The sequence below is a fragment of the Microbacterium sp. NPDC056057 genome (assembly GCF_042266945.1).
Lineage (GTDB): Bacteria > Actinomycetota > Actinomycetes > Actinomycetales > Microbacteriaceae > Microbacterium > Microbacterium trichothecenolyticum_C.
Window position 1 is genome coordinate 1,072,999 of record NZ_JBHJWS010000001.1, and the last position, 15,305, is coordinate 1,088,303.

Annotated in this window: 18 protein-coding genes; 10 read left to right on the plus strand and 8 right to left on the minus strand. The window is 71.5% G+C overall.

Annotated features, from left to right (window positions below; genetic code table 11):
* The first annotated feature begins 6 nt into the window (after positions 1-6).
* A complete protein-coding gene (locus ACFC1K_RS04585) occupies positions 7-783 on the plus strand; it encodes an enoyl-CoA hydratase-related protein (protein ID WP_375870631.1) in 777 nt (258 codons plus the stop codon).
* Between the two features lie 114 nt (positions 784-897).
* Here ACFC1K_RS04585 and ACFC1K_RS04590 read toward each other — a convergent pair whose 3' ends face one another.
* Positions 898-1,434 carry a MarR family winged helix-turn-helix transcriptional regulator gene (locus tag ACFC1K_RS04590; RefSeq protein WP_375870632.1) on the minus strand — a complete coding sequence of 179 codons (537 nt, stop codon included), beginning with the start codon at positions 1,432-1,434 and terminating at the stop codon, positions 898-900.
* A 181-nt stretch (positions 1,435-1,615) separates the two neighbouring features.
* On the opposite strand from ACFC1K_RS04590, the gene ACFC1K_RS04595 reads away from it, so the two are divergent.
* From ACFC1K_RS04595 to ACFC1K_RS04605, 3 genes are read left to right on the plus strand one after another with little or no spacing between them, the layout of a single operon-like run.
* Positions 1,616-2,392, plus strand: coding sequence for an electron transfer flavoprotein subunit beta/FixA family protein (locus ACFC1K_RS04595; RefSeq protein ID WP_375870633.1), 777 nt, complete (start codon positions 1,616-1,618; stop codon positions 2,390-2,392).
* 10 nt (positions 2,393-2,402) lie between these two features.
* Positions 2,403-3,368: an electron transfer flavoprotein subunit alpha/FixB family protein gene (locus ACFC1K_RS04600; protein ID WP_375870634.1), complete on the plus strand. Its 966-nt coding sequence runs from the start codon at positions 2,403-2,405 to the stop codon at positions 3,366-3,368.
* Positions 3,369-3,374: 6 nt separating this feature from the next.
* Entirely contained in the window at positions 3,375-5,168 is a 1,794-nt protein-coding gene (locus ACFC1K_RS04605; RefSeq protein ID WP_375870635.1) for a cytochrome b/b6 domain-containing protein, read from the plus strand.
* 10 nt (positions 5,169-5,178) lie between these two features.
* On the opposite strand, the gene ACFC1K_RS04610 is transcribed toward ACFC1K_RS04605, so the two are convergent.
* Entirely contained in the window at positions 5,179-5,859 is a 681-nt protein-coding gene (locus tag ACFC1K_RS04610) for a pentapeptide repeat-containing protein (protein ID WP_310286096.1), read from the minus strand.
* A 129-nt stretch (positions 5,860-5,988) separates the two neighbouring features.
* Here ACFC1K_RS04610 and ACFC1K_RS04615 point away from each other — a divergent pair, with 129 nt between their 5' ends.
* The 3 genes from ACFC1K_RS04615 to ACFC1K_RS04625 are packed head-to-tail and all read left to right on the plus strand — an operon-like array spanning position 5,989 to position 8,803.
* Positions 5,989-7,254, plus strand: a complete 1,266-nt coding sequence (locus ACFC1K_RS04615) for a sensor histidine kinase (protein WP_375870636.1) — start codon at positions 5,989-5,991, stop codon at positions 7,252-7,254.
* Positions 7,242-7,952: a response regulator gene (locus tag ACFC1K_RS04620; RefSeq protein WP_375870637.1), complete on the plus strand. Its 711-nt coding sequence runs from the start codon at positions 7,242-7,244 to the stop codon at positions 7,950-7,952. Before ACFC1K_RS04615 ends, ACFC1K_RS04620 begins: the two co-directional genes overlap by 13 nt.
* The gene (locus ACFC1K_RS04625; RefSeq protein ID WP_310286091.1) at positions 7,949-8,803 is read left to right on the plus strand and encodes a hypothetical protein; all 855 of its coding nucleotides are present in this window, start codon (positions 7,949-7,951) and stop codon (positions 8,801-8,803) included. Before ACFC1K_RS04620 ends, ACFC1K_RS04625 begins: the two co-directional genes overlap by 4 nt.
* Positions 8,804-8,955: 152 nt before the next feature.
* Here the strand turns inward: ACFC1K_RS04625 and cofE are convergent, their stop codons facing one another.
* Both cofE and ACFC1K_RS04635 read right to left on the minus strand, forming a co-directional pair.
* On the minus strand, positions 8,956-9,732 hold the full coding sequence (gene cofE / locus ACFC1K_RS04630; protein WP_375870638.1) for a coenzyme F420-0:L-glutamate ligase: 777 nt from the start codon (positions 9,730-9,732) through the stop codon (positions 8,956-8,958).
* 102 nt (positions 9,733-9,834) lie between these two features.
* A complete protein-coding gene (locus tag ACFC1K_RS04635) occupies positions 9,835-10,341 on the minus strand; it encodes a GNAT family N-acetyltransferase (protein WP_056371891.1) in 507 nt (168 codons plus the stop codon).
* 197 nt (positions 10,342-10,538) lie between these two features.
* Here ACFC1K_RS04635 and ACFC1K_RS04640 point away from each other — a divergent pair, with 197 nt between their 5' ends.
* Positions 10,539-11,099, plus strand: coding sequence for a thioesterase family protein (locus tag ACFC1K_RS04640; protein ID WP_375870639.1), 561 nt, complete (start codon positions 10,539-10,541; stop codon positions 11,097-11,099).
* A gap of 4 nt (positions 11,100-11,103) precedes the next feature.
* Here the strand turns inward: ACFC1K_RS04640 and ACFC1K_RS04645 are convergent, their stop codons facing one another.
* Both ACFC1K_RS04645 and ACFC1K_RS04650 read right to left on the minus strand, forming a co-directional pair.
* Positions 11,104-11,409, minus strand: a complete 306-nt coding sequence (locus ACFC1K_RS04645; protein ID WP_056371887.1) for a hypothetical protein — start codon at positions 11,407-11,409, stop codon at positions 11,104-11,106.
* A gap of 65 nt (positions 11,410-11,474) precedes the next feature.
* The gene (locus ACFC1K_RS04650; protein WP_375870640.1) at positions 11,475-11,786 is read right to left on the minus strand and encodes an ATP-dependent DNA ligase; all 312 of its coding nucleotides are present in this window, start codon (positions 11,784-11,786) and stop codon (positions 11,475-11,477) included.
* Positions 11,787-11,921: 135 nt separating this feature from the next.
* On the opposite strand from ACFC1K_RS04650, the gene ACFC1K_RS04655 reads away from it, so the two are divergent.
* Positions 11,922-12,707 (plus strand): EAL domain-containing protein, encoded by a 786-nt coding sequence (locus ACFC1K_RS04655; RefSeq protein ID WP_375870641.1) that lies wholly within the window; start codon positions 11,922-11,924, stop codon positions 12,705-12,707.
* A gap of 25 nt (positions 12,708-12,732) precedes the next feature.
* Here the strand turns inward: ACFC1K_RS04655 and ACFC1K_RS04660 are convergent, their stop codons facing one another.
* Entirely contained in the window at positions 12,733-12,990 is a 258-nt protein-coding gene (locus tag ACFC1K_RS04660; RefSeq protein ID WP_056371882.1) for a hypothetical protein, read from the minus strand.
* 41 nt (positions 12,991-13,031) lie between these two features.
* On the opposite strand from ACFC1K_RS04660, the gene ACFC1K_RS04665 reads away from it, so the two are divergent.
* Positions 13,032-13,334, plus strand: coding sequence for a hypothetical protein (locus ACFC1K_RS04665; RefSeq protein ID WP_056371880.1), 303 nt, complete (start codon positions 13,032-13,034; stop codon positions 13,332-13,334).
* On the opposite strand, the gene ACFC1K_RS04670 is transcribed toward ACFC1K_RS04665, so the two are convergent.
* On the minus strand, positions 13,326-15,278 hold the full coding sequence (locus ACFC1K_RS04670; RefSeq protein WP_375870642.1) for a diguanylate cyclase domain-containing protein: 1,953 nt from the start codon (positions 15,276-15,278) through the stop codon (positions 13,326-13,328). The two genes, ACFC1K_RS04665 and ACFC1K_RS04670, sit on opposite strands and share 9 nt — an antisense overlap.
* Positions 15,279-15,305 lie beyond the last annotated feature (27 nt).

Here is a 15,305-nt window from a genome sequence, read left to right on the forward strand (position 1 = left end):
AGAGACATGACCGAGTACGAGACGATCCTGGTCGACACCCGCGGCCGGGTCGGGTGGATCACCCTCAACCGGCCGGAGGCGCTCAACGCGCTGAACTCGCAGGTGTGCCGCGACGTGGTGGCCGCGGCATCCGTCTTCGATGCCGACGAGGGGATCGGCGCGATCGTCGTGACCGGCTCGGAGCGCGCGTTCGCCGCGGGTGCCGACATCAAGGAGATGGAGTCCAAGTCCGGGCTCGAGATGCTGATGGGCGACCACTTCGGCGGCTGGACGCAGTTCGCCGCCGTGCGCACGCCGGTGATCGCGGCCGTCTCGGGCTACGCGCTCGGCGGGGGGTGCGAGCTCGCGATGATGTGCGACATCATCCTCGCGGCCGACACCGCGACCTTCGGGCAGCCCGAGATCAACCTCGGCGTGATCCCCGGCATGGGCGGCTCGCAGCGCCTCATCCGCGCGGTCGGCTACTACAAGGCCGCCGAGCTCATCCTCACGGGACGGATGATGGATGCTGCGGAAGCCGAGCGCTCGGGACTCGCCTCGCGCGTCGTGCCCGCGGCCGACCTGCTCGCCGAGGCGCAGAAGACCGCCGAGGCGATCGCGTCGAAGAGCCTGCCGTCGCTGTACGCCGCGAAGGCCGTGCTGGACGCCGCGCTCGAGACCCCGATGGCCGAGGGCCTGCGCCTCGAGAAGCACGTGTTCGCGAGCCTCTTCGACACGGCGGACCAGAAGGAGGGCATGGCCGCCTTCCGCGAGAAGCGCGCCCCCGAGTTCACGGGGCGCTGACTCCCTGCTCCGCACCTTCGCGTCGAGACCGGGGATCTGCGCCGAGACCGGGGACATCGCCCTCTGTCTCGGCGGGAATCCCTTGGTTCGGCGACGGCCTGACGCAGCTGCGGGTCAGAGCGGGTCGGGCATCGGGCGGGGCTCGGTGAAGTCGCCGGAGTCCTTGCGGAAGCGCGCGATGATCCGCACGAGCTCGGTCGTGTCGGCGTCGGTGAGGCCCGGGTCCTCGAAGACCTCGGTGTTGAGGGCCGTCGTCGCGCGCTCCACGAGCTCGCGCCCGGTGTCGGTGAGCACGAGCATCGCCGCGCGGCCGTCTCCGGGGTGCGGCTCGCGCGAGACGAGGCCGTCGCGGGCCAGGCGGTCGACGGTGTTCGTGACGCTCGTCGGGTGCACCTGCAGGCGGGCGATGGCGCTGGCCATCGGCATCCGCCCCTCTCTGGTGAAGCCGAGCAGGCGCAGCATCTCGTACCGGGCGAACGACAGGCCGAACGGCTTGAGCGCGGTGTCGATGCGCGCGAACAGGAGCTGCTGCGCGCGGATGATCGAGGTCACGGCGGTCATGCCCGCGGCCGCGTCCTCCCAGCCATGGGCGATCCACTGGCGCTTGGCTTCGGCGATCGGGTCGACCGGAAGACGCCTGGGTGCTGCCATGTCGACCTCCTCGTCCCCACCGTACCGGTGGACGGGGCTGACAACGGACACGCGGATGCCTCGAAACGGCCGCTTATGTATACACACGGCGGGTCACGGGTCGGTCATCGCCGGTTCATTTCGCGGGATTGGGTACATTGCGGCGCGAGCCATAGACTCGTGCCCAGCGTGAGGAGATCGTATGAAGATCGTCGTCCTGGTCAAGGAAGTCCCGGATACCTATGGGGATCGCAAGCTGTCGCTCGAGACCGGCCTGGCCGATCGCGGCGCGAGCGAGACGGTGCTCGACGAGATCGGTGAGCGGGCGCTCGAGGTTGCCCTGTCGTACGCCGACAAGACGCCGGGCACCGAGGTGGTCGTCCTCTCGATGACGCCGGAATCGTCGGCGGCGACGGTGCGCAAGGGACTCGCGATGGGTGCCGCGTCGGCCGTGCAGGTCGTCGACGAGGGACTGCTCGGCGCCGACCTGGGGCTGACGGCCGAGGTGCTCGCCGCGGCGCTGCAGCGCACCGGGTTCGACCTGGTGATCGGCGGCAACCTGTCGACCGACGGGGTGGGCGGGATCGTCCCCGCGATGGTGGCCGAGATCCTGGACGTGCCGTCGGCGACGTACCTCAGCTCGGTCGAGATCCGCGAGGGCGAGGTGCTCGGCACGCGCGCCTCGGACGCTGCGACGCTCCAGGTGACGGCGGCGCTGCCGGCGGTCATCTCGATCACCGAGGCGCTGCCCGACGCGCGCTTCCCCAACTTCAAGGGCATCATGGCGGCGAAGAAGAAGCCGTTCGAGACCCTGTCGCTCGCCGAGCTCGAGATCGACCCGCACGATCCCGATGCGTCGCGGTCGATCGTGATCGCGCTCAGTGAGAAGCCGCCGCGCGAGGCCGGCGTCAAGATCGTCGACGAGGGGGATGCGGGCCAGAAGCTCGCGGACTTCCTCATCCAGAACCGGCTCGCGTGAGGGTGCTCCGATGACGTTTGCAGATGACTCGATCCTGGTCCTCCTCGACACCACGCCCTCGGGCGGGCTCGCCAAGACGGCGGCCGAGCTGCTGGGCGCTGCCGCCTCGGTGGGCACGCCGGTCGCGGTGATCGTCGGCGATGCCGCATTGGCGACGGATGCTGCGGCCCTCGGTGCCGCGTCGGTGCTGGTCGCGCCGGCCGGCGAGGGCCTGTCGGTCCCGCGCGTGGACGCTCTGACGGAGGCCGCCGACCTGGTGCGCCCGGACGCGATCCTGGTGGCGAACTCGGTGGAGGGCCGCGAGGTCGCCGGCCGGTATGCCGCCCGCACCCGCTCCGGCGTCGCAGTCGACGCCGTCGGTGTCTCGCGCGACGCGGAAGGCGTGGTCGCGCACCACTCGGTCTACGGCGGCGCGTACAACGTCGACTCGGCCGTCACCTGGGGTGCGCCGGTCATCACGATCCGCCAGGGCTCGATCGACGCCCGCGCCGACGCGGTCGCCGGAGTCGAGGGGGAGCCGCTCGAGGTGCGCGCCTCGAGCCGTCGCGCCGCGACCGTGACCTCGGTCGACGAGGCCGTGGTGTCGTCGTCGCGCCCCGAGCTGCGTGGTGCGGCGAAGGTGGTCTCGGGCGGACGCGGACTCGGATCCGGCGAGAAGTTCGAACTCGTCGAGCAGCTCGCCGACGCGCTCGGCGCCGCGATCGGCGCCTCGCGTGCCGCCGTCGACGCCGGCTACGTGCCGTACTCGTACCAGGTCGGGCAGACCGGCGTCTCGGTGTCGCCGCAGCTGTACGTCGCGCTCGGCATCTCGGGCGCGATCCAGCACAAGGCCGGCATGCAGACCGCGAAGACCATCGTCGCGATCAACAAGGACGCCGACGCCCCGATCTTCGAGATCGCGGACTTCGGCGTGGTGGGCGATCTGTTCACGGTCGTGCCGCAGCTGATCGCGGCGCTCGAGGCGAAGAAGGCGTAACCCGGCATGGCGACGTTCGGTTCCACGGTGCGCCGCGGCCTCCCGCGCGTGCCCGGCGGCGAGCCCTGGCCGCCCGCCGGCGCCGCGCCCGGCACCAACGGCAACGGTTCTGTCGCTGCGTCGACAGCCGAGGTCGCTGCCGCTCAGGTGGCGCAACACGCGGAGTCGGATGCCTCGACCCCGCGCGTCGCGACCCCCGAGGCCGGAGTCGCCCGCGATCATCCGGTTCCGCAGTCGGTTGTGGCGGGTGCGCAGGAAGATACCGCCCCGAAGGTGACGGAACCGCGAGGTGCGGTCGCTGCAGGCGCGCGGCGCCGGGGTCTGCCGCGCACGCCCGGCGGCGAGCCCTGGCCGCCCGTCGGTGAAGCGCCCGTGGTTCCGCAGTCGCTTGCGGCGGGTACCGAGACGGTTCATGCACCAGAAGTGACTGCGGAACCGCAGGGGCCTGGCTCGACCTCCGTGCCGCAGGGGGCCTCGCCGACCCCGCGCGCGGCCGCGCCGGGATCAGCTCCGACCGCCGCGGGCGACGGGGCCAAGGCGCTGCGCCGAGGCCTTCCCCGCGTGGCGGGCGGCGAGCCATGGCCGCCGGCAGGCTTCGCGCCGACCGCGACCGCAGCGGCGTTGACGGAGGCCGCAGCCGCACCGGCCTCGGAAGCGCCGACCGCGACTGCGGCGGCGATGACGGATGCCGCAGCCACGCCGGCTGCGGAGGCACCGACCGTGGCAGCTGCCGAGGTGGCGGCATCCGTTCCCGAACTCCCGGTGGTCGCGAACCCCACGGGCATCCCGCTGACGCAGCCGCTGCCGTTCCGTCGCACGGTCTGGGCCGGGGCCACCGCCAAGACCCACCCCGCGGCCAAGGCGGCGGAGCCGAAGCGGATCGGGCCGTTCACGCGCGGTCAGTGGGCCGGCGCGGTGATCGTCGGCGGCGCCGGACTGCTGTACGCGGCCGCCATGGCCGTGTTCGCGGTGCGATGGCTGCTCTCGACCCAATGGGGCGTGGACTTCCTCGCGGCCTACCCGGGCGAGTACCACCTGCCCGAGGGAGCGCCGGTGGGAGTCCCTGCGTGGCTCGGGTGGCAGCACTTCTTCAACGTGTTCCTGATGGTGCTGATCATCCGCACCGGTCTGCAGGTGCGCACCGAGAAGCGCCCGACCGTGTTCTGGTCGCCGCGCAGCAACGGCCGGCGCAAGATGAGCCTGAACCTGTGGTTCCACCAGTCGCTCGACATCCTGTGGATCGTCAACGGCGTGATCTTCGTGGTGCTGCTGTTCGTGACCGGCCAATGGATGAAGATCGTGCCCACGTCGTGGGAGGTGTTCCCCAACGCGATCTCGGCGGGCCTGCAGTACGTGTCGCTGGACTGGCCCACCGAGAACGGGTGGGTGAACTACAACTCGCTGCAGCAGCTGGCGTACTTCGCCACCGTGTTCCTCGCCGCACCCCTCGCGATCGCGACGGGGGTCCGGATGAGCCACGTGTGGCCGAAGAACGCGGCGGGGCTGAACAAGGCGTACCCGGTGGAGTGGGCGCGCGCCGTACACTTCCCGGTGATGCTCTACTTCGTCGTGTTCATCGCGGTGCACGTGTTCCTGGTGTTCGCGACCGGCGCCCTCCGCAACCTCAACCACATGTACGCCTCGCAGGGCTCGGTAGACCCGAACGCGTACGCGGACAACTGGACCGGGTTCTGGTTCTTCGTCGCCTCGCTCGTCGTGATCGTCGCCGCCTGGGTGGCCGCGCGGCCGCTCGTGCTCGCGCCGATCGCCCGCCTGTTCGGCAAGGTCTCCGGCCGCTGACGCGACCGGCCTATTCGACGACGATGCCGGCGAGGTCCGCGAGGGCCGCTGCCATGAGCTGCAGCTGCTCGGGCGAGATCGTCGCGCCGCGCAGGCCCTCCATCCCGACGACCTGACCCACGTCGGCCCCGCGCAGGTCGACGTCGGTGAGCCGCGCCCCGCTGGCGTTCAGAGTGCCGATGCGGGCGCCGTCGAACGCGACGCGGCGGGCCGAGGCATCCAGGAGGTCGATCTCGTCGATGGTGCAGTCGACGAAGGCGACGTCCAGCAGCTCCGCCCCGCGGAGGTTCACGTAGCCGAGCTTGCAGCGAGTGAATCGGATGCCGCGCCAGGCCACGTCGTAGGCCTCGACGGAGCCGAACCGGCTGTCGCGGAGCTCGACATCGCGCCAGCCGCCGCGCGCGGCGGAGACCGCGGGTACGTTCGCGCCGGCGAAGACGGACTCGACGAGGTGGGCACCGCGGAGCGCCCAGCTCTCGAGGTTGAGCCCGTCGAAGCGGCACGCCTCGACGGTGGCGCCGGACTCGAGCTGCCAGGTGTCACGGGCGATGCCCGAATACGCGACGCCGTCGAGGCGCCCGGAGTCGAGCATCTCGTCGTCACCGGGATCGAGCGCGCCCAGCGACGATTCGTCGAAGTCGAAGGAGGGCGGCTGGGTGCCCTGGGTCTTGCGGGATCTGGCAGCTGGCATCGCCAACACCCTAGCCCGTGCCGCCGACGCCGCACCTCGCAGAGCATCCGGAGAGGGGGGGATAACCCGAAGAGAAGTCTCCGGGTGCCTCGGGAGCGCGGCGCGGCGTGCGCGCCTAACTTTGGTGACATGACCTCCTCGGACTCTCCTCCCGTCCGCCCGGTGACGCGGCCCGCCCAGGTGGCGGGCGCCATCGCGCAGCTCGCGGCCCTCGGCGTCATCGGCGCCGCGGCATTCTCCCTCCTCTTCACACTGCTCGGCGTCGGCATCGGCCTCGTGTTCGTGATCGGCATCGGCCTCGTCCTCCTCGTCGGGCTCGTCTACGTGCTCTTCGCGCTCGGCTGGCTCGAGACCGAGCGCGTCGACGGGCTGTACCGGTTCGGTCTTCCGCGGCTGCGTCCGCGGACCAGCGGCCGGCCCGGCTTCGGCGGGCTCCTGCGCACGATCTGGATGCAGGCGATCGATCCTGGCACGTGGCGCGCGATCGCGAACCTCGCGATCGCGACGATCCTCGGTTGGGTCGTCGTGGTTCTCGCCGGACTCCTGGTGTCGGGCGCCGTCCTCGTGTTCGCGCCGCTGTTCGCCGATGCGAGCGCCGTTCGGCTCGCGCGCACCGGCATCGAGGTGCCGCTCGCGTGGGCGGTCCCCGTGGGCATCTTCGCAGCGCTCTTCTCGGCGGCCGCGCTCATCGGGCTCGGCGTGCTCCACGGCATCATCGCGCGGGCGATCATGGTCCCCTCACGTGAGGCCCAGCTCGCCGCCGCGGCGCGCATGTCGAGCCAGCAGCACGCCGGCGCGGTGCGCGCAGCCGACGTCGAGCGCACGCGCATCGAGCGCGACCTCCACGACGGCGTCCAGCCGCGGCTCGTGTCCGTCGGAATGACCCTCGGGCTCGCGCAGCAGAAGATCGACGCCGACCCGGAGGCCGCCAAGGCCCTCATCACCGAGGCGCACACCTCGACGAAGGCGGCCATCACCGAGCTGCGGCAGCTGGCCCGAGGCATCCACACCTCCGTCCTCGACGATCGCGGTCTCGACGCCGCCATCTCGGCGCTCGTCGCCCGCTCGGTCGTGCCGGTGCACACCGACGTCCGCCTCGATGGCCGGTGCAGCCGTGACACCGAGGCGGCCGCGTACTTCGTGATCGCCGAGGCCCTCACCAACGCCGCCAAGCACTCGCGGGCGACCGAGGTGCGCGTGGTCGCGCGACTGCGCGAGCCCGGCACGCTGTGGGCCCGCGTCGAGGACAACGGCGTCGGCGGCGCGCGGGTCATCCCCGGTGGCGGCCTCGACGGCATCGTCAACCGCGTCCTCGCGGCCGGCGGCGAGGCGCGCATCGACAGCCCCGCCGGCGGACCGACGAGCGTGGAGGTGAGCATCCCGTGCGCATCCTGATCTGCGAGGACTCGGCGCTGCTGCGCGCCGGCCTGGTGCGGGTGCTCGAAGACTCCGGCCACGAGGCGGTCGCCGCCCTCCCCGACGCGTCGCGGCTCGACGAGACCGTCGACGAGACGGCGCCCGACCTCTGCATCCTCGACGTGCGGCTGCCGCCGACCTGGGTCGACGAGGGCATCCGCGCGGCCCTGTCGCTGCGGGCCCGCCTGCCCCAGCTCGCAGTGCTCGTGCTCTCGCAGTACGTCGAGGAGCGCTACGCCGCCGACCTCATCTCGTCCAGCGGCGGAGCCCTCGGCTACCTCCTCAAGGATCGCGTGGCCGACGTCACCGACTTCCTCGAGGCGATCGAGCGCATCGCGGCCGGTGCCACGGTGCTCGACCCCGAGGTGGTCGCGCAGCTGCTCAGCCGAAGGACGAGGGACGAACGGATGCTGCGCCTCACCGAACGCGAGGCTTCGGTGCTCGCGCTCATCGCGGAGGGACGCTCCAACCAGGCCATCGCCAAGACGCTGCACGTCACCGAGGGCAGTGTCGAGAAGCACATCACCGCGGTCTTCCAGAAGCTGGACCTCGAACCCGACGAATCGGGCAACCGGCGCGTGCTCGCCGCGATCGCCCACCTCGAGCACGGCGGCCCGACGCCGCCGGCTCCGACGACACCGAGCGGCCGCGGGCCGCAGACAGGAACGAACCGATGAGCACGACCCTGACCCCTCCTCCCGTGGTGCCCGACAGCCCCGTCGAACCGCCGCGCCCCTCCTCCGGTGGATCGCGCGCCGTCGCGATCGTCGTGATCGTGCTGGGCGGCATCGTGCTCCTCGGCGCGGGGATCTCGGCCGCCGTCGGGACCATCGCCTCGGCAGCGGTCCACACCTCGACCCGCACGGCCGACGCGGCCGGCGTCGAGGAGCTCGACGTCGACGCCGCCGCCGGCACGCTGCGCGTCGAGTTCTCCGATGTTCAGGAGGCCGAGCTGGAGGTGACGAGCTCGTGGGGCGCCGGAGACTGGCGCCTCGAGCGCGACGGCGACACGCTGCAAGTCTCGTCGCCCGACCGCGACTGGTTCGGCTGGCGCGGATGGTTCGGCGACGGGGGAGCGGATGCCGTGCTGCGGCTGCCTGCGTCGCTGGAAGGACTGGACGCCGACATCTCTCTCGCTGCCGGTGAGTTCGTGACGGACGGCGAGTTCGGCGAGCTGGACCTCTCGCTCGCGGCCGGCTCGTTCGACGTGACGGGATCGGCGGATTCGCTCAGCGCGGATGTCAGCGCCGGACGCGGCACGCTCGAGCTCGACGGCGTGCGCGAAGCCGACCTCACCGTGAGCGCGGGCTCGCTCGACGCGACCCTGACCGGCACCGCGCCGGACGCGATCGAGCTCGACGTGAGCGCCGGTTCGCTGCGGCTCACGGTGCCCGAGGGCGAGTACGACGTGCGCTCCGAGGTCTCGGCCGGCCAGTTCGACAACAGCATCGGCTCGACGCCCGGCGCGTCCCGCACGATCGACGTGCAGGTCTCGGCGGGCCAGGCGGTGCTCAAGTCCGGGAGCTGACCGCCCCGCATCGAAGTCTGGGAGCTGCCCACCCGCGCTCCATCCGACCCGTCGTCGCGGCTCTGCGACGGCGGGTCGGTCCGCGTCTTCGGGGTCCGCCACCCCCGTTCGAGGAAGTCTGCGGGGCGATCGGGTGGCGCGGGATCGGGGGGTCAGGTCGAGACGGATGCTGCGCCCGCGGCGAATCCCTCGGCGTAGGCCTCGTCGGCGCCGAGGCGGAACATGTCCTTCTCGAGCGGGCGCACGATCGAACGGGCGCCGGGAAGATCCAGGGCGCCGACGAGGTCGGCGCGGCCGCGCACCACGGCGACGGGGCGCCGGGTCGCCTTGCCCTTGACGAGGTCCGCTGCGGCCGCGAGCTCGTCCCCGACGCACGGCATCGTGACGACCAGCGGGCGGCCCTCGGCATCCGTCCCTCCGCGCAGGTCCTCGAAGACGTGCACGCCGCCCGCGCCGATCGCGTGGTCGGTCTGGCCCTCCCGCCAGGCGCGGCCGAGCGTGTCGGAGACGATGACGCCGACCTGGGCGCCGAGGCGCTCCCGCAGGCCCGCGGCGATCGCCCGCGCGGACGCGTCGGGGTCGACGGGCAGCAGCAGCACCGTGCCCTCGGGGGTGTTGGACGCGTCGACGCCGGCCGCGGCCGAGACCATGCCGAGGCGGTTCTCGACGATGCGCGTCGTGGAGCCGTTGGGGGTGGTGCGGGATGCCACGACCCGCACGGTCTCGGACGTGATCGCGTCTTCGCGGTCGTCGGCGACGACGAAGCGCCCTTCTGCCTTCGACACGATCTTCGACGTCACCACGAGGATGTCGCCGTCCGTGAGCTCGTCACCCGCCGCGCGGGCGATCACATCGACGAGGTCGGTGCCGGCCTCGATCTCGGGAATGCCCTCGAGGGGCCAGACGGTGAGCGCGGTGCGAGGCGGCATGGGTCCAGTCTTCCGGATGCGCGGGCGCTCCTGCTCCGCCGTCGGAAACGTCGTGGGGGCGTATCCGGCGAACCGGACACGCCCCCACGGGACAGCGGTGGATCAGCGCACGAAGCGCACCTCGGTGAGGGTCTCGCCGAGGAAGGGCTCGGTGTGCGTCGCGCCGTCGAGCGCGAAGCCGTTGCGCGTGTAGAAGCGGTGCGCGCGGGGGTTGTCGTCGGCGACCCACAGGTACAGGCCCTCGGCGGGCTCGACGACCGCGTCGAAGAGCTTCTGGCCGATGCCGGTGCCGTGGTGGGCGTCGAGCAGGTAGATGAAGTACAGCTCGCGGAAGCGCGGCGCGTCCTTGTCGCGGGCGGGGCCGGAGCCCGCGAATCCGACGATGTCGCCGTTCACGAGGGCGGCGAACATCTTGAACTCGGGACCCTGGACGGCCCAGTGGGTCCAGAGCTCGGCGAGACGCTTGGGCGAGACGGCCTCGAGGGCGGCCTTGCTGATGAGGTGGTCGTACGTCTCGTGCCAGGCGGTCGCGTGGACGCGCCCGAGGGCCTCCGCGTCGACGTCACGCACCGGACGGACGACGATGTCGGTCTGGGTTTCGGCTTCCATGGCCAGACTCTACGCGCGTCGGCGCGAGACCCGAAATCGGGGCAACGCCGGGTGAACGAGGGGTGACGAACGGATGCTGCGCCCCGGAGGATCTTCGAATCTCACGGCGCACCGATCTGAGCGGGCGCCCGAGGGAAGCTGTCGGGAATCCACAACGGAATCGGCGGACCCGTCGAGGATCGCTACGATCGCACCTCGTGAACGTGATGTGGCGGACCCTGATCGTGATGGTGACCGCGCGGCGGAGGCTGCGGCGCGGCGGACGACTCGGTCCGAGCGAGATCAGCCGGATCCGGCTCACGACCCTGCTCACCGACATCGACCTTCTGCGTCACATGAACAACGGGCGCTACCTCTCGCTGTTCGACCTCGGCCGGTGGGACCTCCTCGTGCGGACGGGCCTGTGGGACGTCATGAAGACCTACGGCTGGTACGCCGTGGTCTCGAGCGAGACGGTGACCTTCCGCAAGTCGCTCAATCTGTGGCAGAAGTTCGACGTCGAATCGCGCATGATCGGCCACGACGACAAGGCCGTCTACCTCGAGCATCGTGCGGTGGTCGGCGGCGAGGTGTACGCCCGCGCGATCATCCGCGCCCGCATGATGAAGCGGTCCGGGGGGACGCTGTCGCACGAGGAGCTCTTCGCCGCGATCGGCCGCCCGGAAGGGGTTCCCGAGGTGGATGCGTGGGTGCACGACTGGGCGGCAGCATCCGCTCTGCCTCCCACGCGCGCGGAGGCGCCCAGCGTCTGGAGCTGAGACGTCAGCGCAGGATCGCCGTCGCGATCAGCGACATCGCGGCGAGGATGCCCACGTTGATGGTCGCGAGCAGCAGGGTCCAGTAGCGGCTCGGCTGCAGGTGGGTCCAGCTGCGGTGATCGACGGCGTCCAGCGCGGCGTCGAGGGAACGGTAGCGGCCGAGGGTCCGGCCACCGCGAGTCGCCACATAGCCGCGTTCGTCCCGCGTCACCCCGCCCACCTGGCGTCCGAAGCGGTCAGCGGCCCAGGAGCCGCGCTCGGGGGTGGACCAGTGGATCTCACCAGCCCGGTCTTCGGTGTGCTGTGTCATGCGTCCACGCTAAGCACGCGTCGACGCCGACCCCGGGTCTTGACAGGAACGCCGGCCGCGCCTATTTACGGTGCCGCGGGGTCGTCGGGCTCGGGCACGATCGTGAGGCCCGCGGGTGAGTTCGCCGCTTTGGCGAGGGCGTCCACCCACGCGGGATTGAGGCGAGGCTGGCGGCCGCCGAAGTACTCGAACGCCAGCGAGACGTTCGGGCTCAGCCACACCGAGGTGCGTCCGAGGCCGGCGCGGGTCGGGTCGCTCCACGTGAAAGGGAACGACTCGCCGCGTCGCAGCTTGGCCCAGATGACCGCCTGCAGATGCGCGAGGATCCGATCGTCGATCGACGTCGTGACGCGGGTGTCGTAGGTGAGCGTGCCCATCGGTCCCACCTTAGCCCTCGGGGCATCGTGACGTGTCGGATCGCGTCTCTGGCCGAGAGTGCGCGACATCATACGCCGTTTCGCCGCATTTGTCTGGTGTTGCGCCTCGACGCGAACGTCCTCGACGCTGGTGGCATGCCCCGTCCCCTCCAGCTCACCCGTGACTTGCGCGCCGCGCTCTCGACCGGCGAGCTGTGGATCGCCTTCCAGTCGCAGTACGACCTGGATCCGGCGGGCCCACCCGACGCCCCGGAGCCGACGGACCCCGTCGCCGTCGAAGCGCTCTGTCGCTGGACCCATGCGCACCTCGGCGCGGTCCCGCCCGACACGTTCATCCCCCTCGCGGAGCAGGGGCATTTCCTCGACGAGGTGGATCTGCAGGTGTTCGACCGGGCGGCGGAGCGCGTGATGCGGTGGCGCGGGTCGGGACACCCGCTCGGTCTCGCGGTTAACGCGTCTCCCGCGCACTTCTCCACCCGGTACGCCGACACGGTGGTGGCGCGGCTGGACCGGCTCGGCATCGACCCTGCCGGCATCACGATCGAGATCACCGAGGCTCCGACGCCGCAGCTGCGTCCGGAGATGGTCACCGCGATGCAGACGCTGCGGTCCGTCGGGGTCTCGATCTCGGTCGACGACTACGCCGGCGGTGACACCACCGTGGCGATGCTGGAGGCCCTTCCGATCGACGAGGTGAAGATCGACCGATCACTCACGCAGCGGACGGATGCCGAAGCCGACGACGCGATCGCCGCCGTGGTCGCGAGCAGCGCCGAGCACGGATGGCGGGTGCTGGCGGAAGGCATCGAGACCGTGGCCCACCTCGAGCGCTCCCGCCGTCGCGGCTGCCACCGCGGGCAGGGCTACCTGTGGGGGCTCCCGATGCCGTCCGACGAGATGGACGAGCTGCTCGCGGTCTGACCGGACCGGAGCGCGCGGCCCCGCTTCAGAGCCCGTAGTCGGCGAGGTCCTCGCTCTGCTCGTCGCTGGGCGCCGGCGTGTCGCCGACCTCGAACTGCGACCACGTCACCGGCATGCCGGGGGAGAACAGGATGTCGACTCCCGGGCCCCCGCGCAGCGGCGGGATGTTCACATAGCCGCCCCCCGCCTTGATCGCCTCGAGGATCTTGGTCTTCAGCTCCGACACGGGGTCGGGAAGGAAATAGTCGCGTCCATCCACGGTGAGCCGGTTCACGATCGCCATCGCACCAGCGTACCTGCGCCACCCGCCCGTAGGATCGACGCGTGGGCATACTTCACTACGGCGCACCCCCGGCGTCCTTCACGATCGACGATCGCACCCTCGCTCACCTCGAGCTGGTCATCATGGCGAAGCTGCGGCGTCGGGAGAACCTGTCGTTCGCCCACGTCGACGAGCACACGTCGCTGCGTCAGGCCGTCTGGATCTCGTCGGTGACGCCGCTGCGGTTCGAGTACGAGGGGCCGATGCCCGAGATCAACCGGCTCTGGCTGCAGGATCTGATCGACGCGGCGAACTCGTCGTCCGGGCTCCGGGTCGTCCCCGAGCCCGACCTTCCGTCACGCTGAGACCCGACCGCCACCGTCGCGCTTCGCGCGGTACATCGCCGCGTCCGCGGCATCCAGCAGCCCTCCGGGAGAGATCCCGCGCTCGGCTGCGACGACGCCCGCGGAGGCGCCCACGGCGACCTCGACGCCCCGTACCGTGATCGGCTCGGCGATCGCGGCCAGCGCCCTTCCCGCGATCGCCGCGGCCTCCTCCGGACCTGCGCTGACGCACACGATCACGAACTCGTCGCCGCCCAGCCGTACGACCATGTCGGAGCTGCGGGCCACCCCGCTCAGCCGGCGGCCGATCGCGGCCAGGACGGCGTCGCCCATCTCGTGGCCGTACGTGTCGTTGATGAGCTTGAAGTCGTCGAGGTCGAGGAAGACGACAGCCAGGGCGGCGCCGGAGCCCTGCAGCAGCTCGTTCAGCCGGTCGTCCAGGAAGCGGCGGTTGTGGAGACCCGTGAGTGCATCGCGCAGCGCGAGCTCCGCGAGCTCCGCCTGGGTGCGGGCGACCATGGCCGACCTGATCTCCTCACCGAGGGCCGAAGCGTCCTGGGCGTGTTCACCCCACGGGAGGCTGCGACCCGTGACGCTCTCGCGCCAGGCGGAGAACGACCGGCGAGGGGAGAGCGGCGTGTCGCGGTTCTCCGGTCGCTGGTCGCCGAGCCAGTCGACCGTGCGCGAGACCTCGCTGCGTACGAAGACGAGCGTGTCGCCGTCGCCGCCGAGCGGGACGATGAGAAGGCCGGCGACGCCCGGCACCTCCACCGCGAGGCCCGGCCGTTCGATCGGAAGCGCCTCCCACAGCAGTCGCCCCGGGCCGAGCTCGTCGATCACGGCGAACAAGCGAGCGGGGGGCGGCACGACGCCCACGGTGTGGACCGTCTCGCCCATCCGCAGCAGGGCGCCGTCTGCGGGAACCACGTCGAGCACGGTCCGCTCGCCGCTCATCAGCACGGTGCCGACGTCGCCGCGCCCGTAGAGCGGGGCGATGATGGCGATCCGCCGCTCGCGCGCCTCGAGCTGCCGGCGCAGGCGCCGGATCTGCTCAGCAGCGGCGAGCTGGGTCACGACCTGGGTCGCCATCACCTCGAGGGCCCGGCGCAGCAGCACGGGCAGACGTCGGGGGGTGCGGTGAGCGCACGTGAACATCCCCACGAGGCGGTCCTCGATGACGAGGCCGAACGACACCGTCGCCGCCTGCCCCATGTTGCGCATGAACTGGAGGTGGTGCGGCGACACGGCGCGCAGCTCGCTGCGCCCGAGGTCGAGCGGGGCGTCCTCGGGAAGGAGCGTGTGCAGGGCGAGGCCCGGGTCCTCGGTGTCGGCGATCACCCGTGAGCGCTTCTCGATGTACAGCGCACGCGCCTGCGCCGGGATGTCGGAGCCGGGGAAGTGGAGTCCGAAGTACGCCTCCATGCCGGGTTCGCGCTCGTCGGCCACGACCTGCCCGTGCCCGTCCTCGTGGAACTCGTAGCACATGACCCGGTCGAAGCCCGTGATGTCCTTGATCTCGCGGGCTGCCTGCTGCCGCAGCTCGTCGGGGTCGGTGACCCCCGCCAAGCGCTGGATCGCGCCGACGACTCCGGTGCGGACGTATTCGAGCTCCGGCACCACGGGCTCGAGCTCGACGACGAGCGGGACGGTGCCGCGATGTGCGATGACGTCGTAGACGCCGCCCTCGAACTCCGCGCGCACCGGATCGACGGCCAGTCCCTGGCTGATCGCCCAGGAAAGCGTGTCGCTGCCGGCCTCGCGCAGGTCGCGTCCGAGCCAGTGCTCGACGTTCTCGCTCGCGACGACCACGACTCCGGTCGCCTCATCGATGCCGAAAAGGGCGCCGTGCGCCTGGATGCGTCCGATCGTGCGGATCTGCTCCTGCGAGCATTCCTGGAGGCGGAGCGTCTCTGCTTCATCGCGGGGACGGTCTCCGTCGAAGACGAGGGCGGGCGTGTCGGTCAACGCGGGTCCTTCGGGGGGCGTGGCGGG